General features: G+C 65.8%; 10 protein-coding genes. 8 read left to right on the top strand and 2 right to left on the bottom strand.

Going from position 1 to position 9,963, the window contains the following annotated elements:
• Nucleotides 1-133: 133 nt before the first annotated feature.
• Nucleotides 134-925, bottom strand: coding sequence for a cytochrome C assembly family protein (locus ACVOLO_RS09675; RefSeq protein ID WP_481570044.1), 792 nt, complete (start codon nt 923-925; stop codon nt 134-136).
• A gap of 110 nt (nt 926-1,035) precedes the next feature.
• Here ACVOLO_RS09675 and ffh point away from each other — a divergent pair, with 110 nt between their 5' ends.
• From ffh to rplS, 8 genes are all read left to right on the top strand, one after another.
• Entirely contained in the window at nt 1,036-2,415 is a 1,380-nt protein-coding gene (ffh, locus tag ACVOLO_RS09670; protein ID WP_481570043.1) for a signal recognition particle protein, read from the top strand.
• Nucleotides 2,416-2,455: 40 nt separating this feature from the next.
• Nucleotides 2,456-2,890: a hypothetical protein gene (locus ACVOLO_RS09665; protein ID WP_481570042.1), complete on the top strand. Its 435-nt coding sequence runs from the start codon at nt 2,456-2,458 to the stop codon at nt 2,888-2,890.
• 32 nt (nt 2,891-2,922) lie between these two features.
• On the top strand, nt 2,923-3,996 hold the full coding sequence (locus tag ACVOLO_RS09660) for an NAD(P)H-dependent flavin oxidoreductase (protein ID WP_481570040.1): 1,074 nt from the start codon (nt 2,923-2,925) through the stop codon (nt 3,994-3,996).
• Nucleotides 3,993-4,787 (top strand): aminotransferase class IV family protein, encoded by a 795-nt coding sequence (locus ACVOLO_RS09655; RefSeq protein WP_481570039.1) that lies wholly within the window; start codon nt 3,993-3,995, stop codon nt 4,785-4,787. The genes ACVOLO_RS09660 and ACVOLO_RS09655 overlap by 4 nt, the downstream gene beginning before the upstream one ends.
• Before the next feature lie 400 nt (nt 4,788-5,187).
• On the top strand, nt 5,188-5,448 hold the full coding sequence (rpsP, locus tag ACVOLO_RS09650; protein WP_054664242.1) for a 30S ribosomal protein S16: 261 nt from the start codon (nt 5,188-5,190) through the stop codon (nt 5,446-5,448).
• 185 nt (nt 5,449-5,633) lie between these two features.
• Nucleotides 5,634-6,149 (top strand): ribosome maturation factor RimM, encoded by a 516-nt coding sequence (gene rimM / locus ACVOLO_RS09645; protein WP_481570038.1) that lies wholly within the window; start codon nt 5,634-5,636, stop codon nt 6,147-6,149.
• A 161-nt stretch (nt 6,150-6,310) separates the two neighbouring features.
• Complete coding sequence (gene trmD, locus ACVOLO_RS09640) at nt 6,311-7,090, top strand: tRNA (guanosine(37)-N1)-methyltransferase TrmD (protein WP_481570037.1); 780 nt, start codon at nt 6,311-6,313, stop codon at nt 7,088-7,090.
• Between the two features lie 135 nt (nt 7,091-7,225).
• On the top strand, nt 7,226-7,651 hold the full coding sequence (rplS, locus tag ACVOLO_RS09635; protein ID WP_481570035.1) for a 50S ribosomal protein L19: 426 nt from the start codon (nt 7,226-7,228) through the stop codon (nt 7,649-7,651).
• 430 nt (nt 7,652-8,081) lie between these two features.
• Here rplS and ACVOLO_RS09630 read toward each other — a convergent pair whose 3' ends face one another.
• Nucleotides 8,082-9,881: an MFS transporter gene (locus ACVOLO_RS09630; protein WP_481570034.1), complete on the bottom strand. Its 1,800-nt coding sequence runs from the start codon at nt 9,879-9,881 to the stop codon at nt 8,082-8,084.
• Nucleotides 9,882-9,963 lie beyond the last annotated feature (82 nt).

The following is a 9,963-nucleotide window of genomic DNA, read 5'->3' as shown; positions in this document are numbered from 1 at the left end:
GGGGTGGCGGGGCGGTCGCGCGGCGCGCCCGTCCCTGCCCACCACCCCCCGCGCGCTCCGCCGCCCGCGCGGGGGCCGCTGCCCCGCCCCCCCCCCCCCCCCCCCCCCCCCCCCCCCCACTACAGGTCGGGGTTCAGCCGCGGCCCAGCACCAGCTCAATTACAAAGCGGCTGCCGAAGAAGGCCAGCAGCAGCAGGGCCATCGCGCTCAGGGTCCAATGCACGGCCTTGCTGCCGCGCCAGCCGTAACGGCGGCGGCCGATCAGCAAGGTGCCGAACACGATCCACGACAACACGCTGAGCACCGTCTTGTGCACCAGCTTCTGCGCCAAAAGGTCATCGACGAACAGCACGCCGGTGACCAAGGTCAACGTCAGCAGGCTGAAACCGACCGTGATGGTGCGGAACAACAGCGTTTCCAGATCGGACAACGGGGGCAGCGCACGCAGCCACGGGCGGAATTCGCGGCGACGCAGGGCGCGCTCCTGCAGCCACAGCATGATGGCCAGCAGCGCGGCGATGCTCAGCGTGGCGTAGGCCAGCAGTGCCAGCCAGGCGTGCGCGGCCAGGCGCCAGCCCAGCAGCTTGCTCGGCTCATGGCCATAGCCGTGGTACGCCAGCAGCAAAATGGCGGACATCGGGAACACCAGCACGCCCAGCGCGGCCATGCGCCCGCGCGCGCCCACCAGTGCGGTCAATATCGTCATTCCCAGCCCGACCAGCGACAGCGCGGCGAAGAAGTGCATGTCCGGGCCGCCGGCGGTCCGCAGCGCCACCATCAGGTGGTAGCCACCGTGCAACACCGCTGCGGCAATGGCAGGCAGCAGCCAGCTGCGCGGCGGGGGCGTGCGGTCGGCCGCCAGGCCGCGAACAAGCAGGGCCGTGGCCAGCAGGTAGAGGATCGCGGCAATGAGAACGATTGTCATCGGGTCAGTTTCGCACACGGGCCCGCTGCTGGCGATGCGATCCGACGGGGCGCATGGGCGCCCGCTATACTTGCCGCCTCTGTTTCCACGATTTCCGCAGGTTCCATCGCATGTTCGAGTCATTGACCCAGCGCCTTTCCGGCACCATCGAGCGCCTGCGTGGGCGCGGCCGCCTGACCGAGGAGAACATCCGCGAGGCCACCCGCGAAGTGCGCATCGCCCTGCTGGAGGCCGATGTGGCCCTGCCGGTGGTGCAGGCGCTGGTGGAGAAGATCAAGGTCCGCGCGGTCGGCCAGGAAGTGCTCAAGTCGCTGACCCCGGGCCAGGCGCTGATCAAGATCGTGCGCGACGAGCTGACCGCAGTGATGGGTTCGCAGGCTACCGACCTGAACCTCAACGTGCCGGCCCCGGCCATCATCCTGATGGCAGGCCTGCAGGGCGCCGGCAAGACCACCACGGTCGGCAAGCTGGCCAAGCACCTGAAGGAAAAGCGCAAGAAGAAGGTGATGGTGGTTTCGGCCGACGTCTATCGCCCGGCCGCCATCGAGCAGCTCAAGACGCTGGCCGACCAGGTTGGCGTGCTGTTCTTCCCGTCCGCGGCTGACCAGAAGCCGGTGGACATCGTCCGCGCGGCCATCGATGACGCGCGCAAGTCCTTTGCTGATGTGCTGCTGGTCGATACCGCCGGCCGCCTGGCCATTGACGAAGCGATGATGGCCGAGATCAAGGCCCTGCACGCGGCAGTCAACCCGGCCGAAACGCTGTTCGTGGTCGACTCGATGACCGGCCAGGATGCGGCCAACACCGCCAAGGCCTTCGGCGAGGCACTGCCGCTGACCGGCGTGGTGCTGACCAAGACCGATGGTGACGCCCGTGGCGGCGCCGCGCTGAGCGTGCGCTACATCACCGGCAAGCCGATCAAATTCACAGGTACCGGCGAAAAGGTTGACGGCCTGGACGTGTTCCACCCCGAGCGCGTGGCCAGCCGCATCCTGGATATGGGCGACGTGCTGTCGCTGGTGGAGCAGGTCGAGCAGCAGGTCGACAAGGACAAGGCACAGAAGCTGGCCGAGAAGGTCGCCAAGGGCAAGAAGTTCGACCTGAACGACATGCGCGACCAGTTGGAGCAGATGCAGAACATGGGCGGCATCGGCGGCCTGATGGACAAGCTGCCGGGCCTGGGGCAGATCCCCGAGCACCTCAAGCAGCAGGCGTCGCAAAGCAAGGAAGTGCCGCGCATGATCGCCATCATCAACTCGATGACCAAGAAGGAGCGCCGCAATCCGGGCCTGCTCAATGGTTCGCGTCGCGCCCGCATCGCCCGCGGCTCCGGCACCCAGCCGGCGGACGTCAACAAGCTGATGAAGCAGTACATGCAGATGGAAAAAATGATGGGCAAGCTGGCCGGTGGCGGCATGAAGGGCATGATGCGCAACATGAAGGGCATGCTCGGCGCCATGGGTGGCAAGGGTGGTTTGCCGTTCCGTTGATCAGGCAGTCGAACTAAAACAAAAGGAAGAGAAAATGCGCATGAAACAGGGAATTTGTCTGGCTGCACTGGTACTGGCACTCACCGCATGTGGTGATGACCGCTCGTTGTCGCAACGCACCGGCAGCGCCATCAGCGGCACGGCCACCGACTTCGTCGCAGGCCTGGGCGAGGGCGTGGACAAGCGCATGTCGCTGAAGCTGGACGTGGATCCGTCGCTCGCAAGCAACGGCATGACCGTGACCCTGGGCAAGAGCCGCGGCGTGGGCTCCAAGGACGCGTCGGTCTATGTGGTTGCCACCAAGCCGTACAAGGGCGCTTTCATGGCGCGTGCGCTGGATGAAGCGGGTACCGAAATCGGGCGCTCGCGGGTGGATGTGGATTTCGCCGCCGATGACGCCCAGTATGTGAACTTCACTTTCAACGAAGAGATGGACAGCCAGCTGGTGCGGTCCTACGCCCTCTCGCTTCGCTGAGCAGGGCCGGCACCGGCGGTAGATCCGCCGCCATGCACAACCCCGCCATTGCCTCCCGGTCCGGGGCGTTCTGCGAACGCTTCGGTGTCGAACTTCCGCTGCTGCTCGCGCCGATGGCCGGCGCCTGTCCGGTGCCGCTGTCGGCGGCAGTGGCCAACGCCGGCGGCATGGGCGCGATGGGCGCGGTGCTGTCCACGCCGGAAGATATCGGCCAATGGATGGAGGCGTTCGGCAAGCAGTCGCGGGGGCCGGCCCAGGTCAACCTGTGGGTGCCGGATCCGGCGCCCGCACGCGATGCCGCTGCCGAAGCCGCTACGCGCGATTTTCTCGGCCAATGGGGCCCGCCGGTCGCCGCAACTGCCGCCGAGGCAGGGCCGGCAGATTTTGATGCCCAGTTCGATGCATTGATCCAGGCCCGGCCAGCGGTGGCCTCGACCATCATGGGCGTGTTTTCTGCTGCACAGGTGCAGCGGCTGAAGGCTGCCGGCATTGCCTGGTTTGCCTGCGCAACCACCCTGGGAGAGGCGTTGCAGGCGCAGGCGGCCGGGGCGGATGCCGTGGTCGCGCAGGGCATGGAGGCCGGCGGTCATCGTGGCGCGTTCGACGCGGCGCAGGCCGAACTGCAGATGAGTGGGCTGTTCGCACTGTTGCCGCGTCTGGTGGACAACCTGCAGGTGCCGGTGATTGCCGCCGGCGGTATCGCCGATGGCCGTGGCGTCGCGGCGGCCCTGTTGCTGGGCGCCAGCGCCGTGCAGGTGGGGACGGCGTTCCTGGCGGCAGATGAATCCGATATTCCGCTGGCGTGGCAGCAGGCCTTGGCCGATGCCGAGCCGGAGGGCACGCGCACGACGCGCGCCTTCAGTGGCCGCCTGGGGCGGGCGTTGAATACCGCGTATGTGCATGCGGCGGCAACTGCCGATGCGCCGCCGCCACGGCCGTATCCAGTGCAGCGCGGGTTGACTACGGGGATGCGCAAACAGGCCAATGCCGATGGCCGGATTGATGCAATGCAGGCCTGGGCTGGGCAATCGGCGTGGATGGCGCGCGGCGCGCCGGCAGCCGACATCCTGCGGATGATGTGGGCGCAGGCAAGGGCGTTGCTGTGAGCCGCCTGTTCTGCAACGGACAGCCTGCTGACGCCAATGTGTTGGGCGCAGCGTTGGTCAACTACGGCCACTTCACCTCGTTGCAGGTGCGCAATGGCGCGGTGCAGGGATGGGCGTTGCATCAGCAGCGCTTGCAGCAAGCCACGCACGAGTTGTTTGATGCCAGGCTGGATGTCGCCCAACTTACTGTGTGGCTGAAGGATGCGCTGGCGCAGTGCGGTGCGCGCGATGCCTCGGTGCGGATTACCGTGTTTTCGCGTGCGTTCGATTTCCGCCAGCCACTGCGCGTTGTGCCGGTGGATGTGTTGATCGGCATTGCTGCGCCAGCCACGATCCCGACGACCGCACGCACGGTTGCGCCGCTGCGCTATCAGCGCGACTTGGCGCATATCAAACATGTCGGTACGTTCCCGTTGTTCCATCACCGGCGGCAGGCCATGCGCGAGGGGTTCGACGATGTGGTGTTCGTCGACGGTGCGGGCAACGTAAGTGAGGGCAGTACCTGGAATTTGGCGTTCTGGGATGGCGCGCAGGTGGTGTGGCCGCAGGCAGCGGCCTTGCGCGGCGTCACGGAGCAATTGCTGATTGCCGGGTTGGATCGGCTGGGGCAAGCGCAGGTGCGGCGTGCGCAGGGACTGGCGACGCTGGCAGGTTTTTCCGGAGCAGTTGCCTGCAATGCCAGCGGCATGTGGCCGTTGTCGCGGGTGGGTGATGTGCCGTTTGTGCAATCGGAACCGCTGTTGCAGCGGTTGCAGCGGGCGCTGGATGAGGAGCCTTGGTTGGTGATTTAGGGAGTAGCTGTTGCTGGATTACGGGCAACCTCTCCCCGGCCCCCTTGCCTGCTGCAAAGGGAGAGGGCAATAGCAACAGCTGCAGCAGCAGTTGAAGAGCTGAAGTCGAAGCGCAGCAGTTACGGCGCAGAAGCAAAGGCGGAGAAGCGCAGCAGTTTTGTCTGCAATTGCAGGCTCGGCCCCCTCCCTTTGTTGCAGGCAAGGGGAGGACGGGGAAGGGATGCTTTCAGCAGGAAGCCGAAGGCCCGGCAAGCCTCAGACCGGAATGGTCAGCCGTACCAAGCCATCAGCCTGTTCAGCTTGGGCCATAAGGGCGGGGTTGGAATGGACGGTAGGCGCCGCTATAATCGCCGGCTTACCGCGCCATCCTGGCGACTGGGCAACATAGGAAAACACCACCATGGTCAAGATTCGACTGACCCGCGGCGGCGCCAAGAAGCGTCCGTTCTACCACATCATCGTGACCGACGTCCGTAGCGCCCGTGACGGCCGCAACATCGAGCGCGTCGGCTACTACAACCCGGTCGCCCAGGGCGCCGAGCAGCGCGTGGTGCTGGATATCGCCGCTGTCGACAAGTGGGTTGCCAACGGCGCCCAGCTGACCGACAAGGTTCGCAACCTGTACAAGGAAGCGACCAAGGCCCAGGCCGCTGCGGCCTGATCCTGACGGGCCCCGCGAAAGCGCGGGCCGCCGGGTTACGCCCTGGAGTAAAATTCCGCGCGCCGGGTCCAGCTGGGCCCGGTTGGCGGGGGGTCTGGGGTGGGCGGCGCCCGCCACCCCCCCGCCGGGCGGGCGGGCCCTCGCCGCGCCGGGGCCCCCCCCCGCGCCCCCCGACTGTTTACGACATGAAGAAAGATTCCGAGCGCCGGATCCTGCTGGGCAGGGTTGCCGGCGCTTTTGGTGTGCGCGGCGAACTCAAGCTCGAGTCCTGGACCGAGCCGCGTTCAGCCATATTCAAATACCAGCCGTGGATTCTGCGGACTCCCGCAGGCCAGGAGTCCGAGTTGTCGGGTGTGCGTGGCCGTGATTCGGGCAAGCACCTGGTAGCGGTGTTTCCCGGCGTGACCGACCGTGATGTGGTCGAGTCCATGCGCGGTACCGAAATCTACATCCCCCGCAGCGCACTGCCGCCGCCCAAGCCCGACGAGTATTACTGGGTCGATCTTGAAGGCCTGGACGTGCAGACCGTTGAAGGCGTGAAGCTGGGCCAGGCTTCGCACCTGTTCAGCACGGGCTCCAACGATGTGCTGGTGGTGCGTGGTGATCGCGAGCGCATGGTGCCGTTCGTGATGGACGATTTCGTCAAATCGGTGGATTTCCAGGCCAACCTGATCGTGGTCGACTGGGATCCGGAGTTCTGAGCGACAGCCGGGAACAGGGAGTCGGGAACAGGGAATCGCAAAGGCGAATCCGCTCGATGCCCAGGCCGGCTGCTTGAATCCCGCCTGCCGGCCACTCAGCTGGCACCGGACAACCCCTGTTTTCACGAATCTCCAATCCCGGCTCCTGAATCCCAGCTCCAATGCGTATCGACGTCATCAGCTTGTTTCCTGAATTCCTCGCCCAGTCCGCTGCGCTGGGCGTGGTGGGGCGCGCGCAGGAGCGTGGCCTGCTGGAGCTGCATGGCTGGAATCCGCGCGATTTTGCCGAGGGCAACTACCGGCGGGTGGATGACCGGCCGTTCGGCGGTGGCCCGGGCATGGTGATGCTGATCGAACCGTTGCGCGCCGCCCTGGCCGCTGCGCGTGCATCGGATCCGCAGCCGGCGCCGTTGATCTATCTCAGCCCGCAGGGGCGGCCGTTGACCCAGGCCAAGGTCCGGGAACTGGCGGCACTGCCGCGGATGATCCTGCTGTGCGGGCGTTATGAAGGCGTGGACGAGCGCTTTCTGGCGGCCGAAGTGGACGAGGAGATTTCCCTGGGGGATTACGTGCTGTCCGGTGGCGAACTGGGCGCGGCGGTGATCATCGATGCTGTGACCCGCTTGCAGGAGGGGGCGCTGAACGATGCTGAATCGGCGGTTCAGGACAGTTTCGAGGGAGATGGCCTGCTGGACTGCCCGCACTACAGCCAGCCGTCCAGCCACGCGTTGGGGGATGTGCCGGACGTGCTGCGCTCGGGCAACCACGCCGCCATCGCGCGCTGGCGCAGGCAGCAATCCTTGCTGCGTACCGCTTTGCGACGGCCGGACCTGCTGGACGAGGCCGGGCTGGGAAAGGCCGACCGCAAGCTGCTGGCCGAGGCCCGCCAGGCCCTTGCGGAGACAGATCAAGAGCCTACTGGCGCCAAGGGCGATTCCTAGGTTAGAATTGCGAGTTCCCGTCGGCGTCTTGTGGCTGGCGTTGGAAACAAAACAACAAACGTGCAGCGCAATCCGGTGACTGCATAAGACCCCGCTGTCGAATGACACGCCCACCCGAACAATCGGTGTAATCCAATGAGCAAGCTGAACAAGTCCATCGTCGCGGAGTTTGAATCCGCCCAGGTCACCCGCGAACTGCCGAAGTTCAGCCAGGGCGACATCGTCGTGGTGAATGTGAAGGTGAAGGAAGGCAACCGCGAGCGCGTGCAGGCCTACGAAGGCGTCGTGATCGGCACCAAGAATGCCGGCCTGAACTCCGCTTTCACCGTGCGCAAGATCTCGCACGGCTACGGCGTGGAGCGCGTCTTCCAGACCCACAGCGCCGTGATCGACTCGGTTGAAGTGAAGCGCCGCGGCAAGGTTCGCGCCGGTAAGCTGTACTACCTGCGTGGCCTGGAAGGCAAGGCTGCTCGCATCAAGGAAGATCTGGCCGCTGCCCAGCAGGCCAAGGTTGCTCGTCTGGCCGCCAAGGCCGCTGCAGCTGCTGCCGCCGCCGAGTAATCCCGCTGACAGGCGCTTGCGCCTGTTTGCAAAGAACGGCCGCCTTGGGGCGGCCGTTTGCGTTTGGGGATCGGGAGCTTTAGAAGCGTAGAAGAGCAGAAGCCCCCTCATCCGCCCTCCGGGCACCTTCTCCCGCAGGCGGGAGAAGGGACAGCAGGTTCTCTGCTGGCTGAGCCTTGCTTGCGAAGAGCGCAAGCCGGAGCACAGGCAATACATCGGCACACAGCAATGCCAGCAGTCCCTTCTCCCGTTTGCGGGAGAAGGGATGGCCAGGTTTTCTGCTGACTGAGCTTTAGTTGCGAAGAGCGGATGCCGGAGCACAAGCAATATATCGGCATATAGCAATGCCAGCCGTCCCTTCTCCCGCAAGCGGGAGAAGGTGCCCGGAGGGCGGATGAGGGGGCTCTTGATTCTGGCCCCTACGCCGCACTCAGCGGAAATGCGCTTCGATCTGTTCCAGCGTCTTGCCCTTGGTTTCGGGCATCCAGAAGGCGGCGACCAGGAAGAACACGAAGGTGCAGCCGGCCCAGAACAGGAACATGCTGGCGTAGCCGTAGTGGCCGACCGTCGGCAGGAACACTGCGGCGATGGTGGTGGAGACGAACTGGTTGATCAGCAGGGCGATGCTCATGCCGTTGGAGCGGATGCGGTTGGGCATCAGCTCGGACAGTGCCAGCCATACGCAGACGCCAGGGCCCACCGCGAAAAACGCAACGAACACCAGGATGCAGGCCGCCACCATCCAGCCGTGCGTCGGTGTGGGCACCGGGCCGATCCAGGCCTGCTCGATCTTCAAGGGCGCGTTCGCGGCCACGCTCGGGTCGGGGAAGGGATTCAGGTGCAGGCGGCGGAAGAAGCTGCCGATGACGCTGTCCGCGCGCACGGTGGCGTCGCGTTGAATGTTGACCTGGTGATCGCTGGCATTGTCGCTGCGCAGGGAGCGCACGTCGCTGAAACCACCGTAGGAGTAGGACAGCGTCAGCTGCAGCGGCTGTTGACCGTGCATGCGCGCGCCGGCCAGTTGCTGCCATTGCGCGGCGTCCAGGTCCAGTTGCAGGCGGTCATCGAGCACCGCCTGCTGCAGCAGCGGCTGTACATCCGCGCGGCCCTGTTCGGCCTTGAAGAACAGCATGGCCGAGGCAAGCAACGCCAGGCAGATGCCACCGCTGCCGAGCATCAACAGGAACTTGCGGCCCTTGCGGTCCACCAGCAGCAGTGCGGCCACGGTCATCACCGCATTGAGCAGTTTGATGGCGACGTCGGCACTGTTGGCGGCCGAGCCGGGCAGGCCGGCTTGATTGAGGATGTTGACCGCGTAAGCCAGGATCGAATTGATGCCGGTGGCCTGGGTGAAGGCCAGGATCAGGCAGGCCAGCAGGAACGGCACCACGTAGCGACGACTGAGCAGGCGGTCGCGCTTGCCGTCGGCCTGGGCGACAGCCGGCGCCTGGATCTGCTGCAGGGTGCTTTCCACCTGTGCGGCCGGCAAGGTGCGTTGCAGGCTCTGCCGTGCGGCGTCGATGCGGCCGCGCTGTACCAGCCAGCGCGGTGATTCGGACAGCCACAGCACGCCAACGCAGAACACCACGCCCGGCAGCAGGCAGCTCCAGAAAATGGTGCGCCACGCGTGATCCTTGACCGCGAACAGCTCCTGCGCCTGTTGCACCAGCGGCATGTTGCGCACGGTTTCGGCGGCGGCATCTACTGCATGGGCATGGTAGAGACCGATCAGCGCCGCCAGCACCAGGCCGATGGTGAGCAGCAGCTGGAACATTGCCGCGCCACGCCCGCGACGTTCCGGTGCCAGCACTTCGGCCAGGTACAGCGGCACCACCACGCCGATCAGGCCGCCGCTGATGCCCTGCAACAGGCGACCAAGCAGCAGCGGTGTGTAGCCGGATGCCAGCGCCATGACCGGGATGCTGGCGGTGAACAGCACGCCGGCCAGCAGCATCGCGCCGCGCCGGCCGATGAGGTCGGCGATCAGCCCGGCGAACAACGAGGATAACACGCTGCCCAGCAACACTGCCGCGACCACGAAGCCGAGTTGCTGGCTGCTCAACTGCCAGGCATGGCTGGCGGTGGCTTCCAGATAGGGCAGGGCGCCGGCAATGATGCCGATGTCGATGCCGTACAGCAGGCCGCCGAGGCCGGCGATGAAAAGGAGATAGCGCACTGGCCAACGCGGCGCGGCGTCGCTGGCGGGCACGGGAAAAGTGGTGTCGGTCATCGGCGCGTTCCTGGGGCAGGGTTGTGTAGTGCCGAGCCATGCTCGGCAGGGACGTTGTCGATAAAGGCCAATGCCGAGCATG

The organism is Stenotrophomonas sp. STEN056 (assembly GCF_056759635.1).
The sequence above is the reverse complement of the archived record's forward strand: the minus strand, read 5'-3'. Positions and strand labels throughout refer to the sequence as shown.

Coding starts and splice junctions, on each gene's coding strand:
- rpsP (WP_054664242.1), top strand. CDS start 5,188: ATGGTCAAGATTCGACTGACCCGCGGCGGCGCCAAGAAGCGTCCGTTC.
- trmD (WP_481570037.1), top strand. CDS start 6,311: ATGCGTATCGACGTCATCAGCTTGTTTCCTGAATTCCTCGCCCAGTCC.
- ACVOLO_RS09630 (WP_481570034.1), bottom strand. CDS start 9,881: ATGACCGACACCACTTTTCCCGTGCCCGCCAGCGACGCCGCGCCGCGT.
- ACVOLO_RS09675 (WP_481570044.1), bottom strand. CDS start 925: ATGACAATCGTTCTCATTGCCGCGATCCTCTACCTGCTGGCCACGGCC.
- ffh (WP_481570043.1), top strand. CDS start 1,036: ATGTTCGAGTCATTGACCCAGCGCCTTTCCGGCACCATCGAGCGCCTG.
- ACVOLO_RS09665 (WP_481570042.1), top strand. CDS start 2,456: ATGAAACAGGGAATTTGTCTGGCTGCACTGGTACTGGCACTCACCGCA.
- ACVOLO_RS09660 (WP_481570040.1), top strand. CDS start 2,923: ATGCACAACCCCGCCATTGCCTCCCGGTCCGGGGCGTTCTGCGAACGC.
- rimM (WP_481570038.1), top strand. CDS start 5,634: ATGAAGAAAGATTCCGAGCGCCGGATCCTGCTGGGCAGGGTTGCCGGC.
- rplS (WP_481570035.1), top strand. CDS start 7,226: ATGAGCAAGCTGAACAAGTCCATCGTCGCGGAGTTTGAATCCGCCCAG.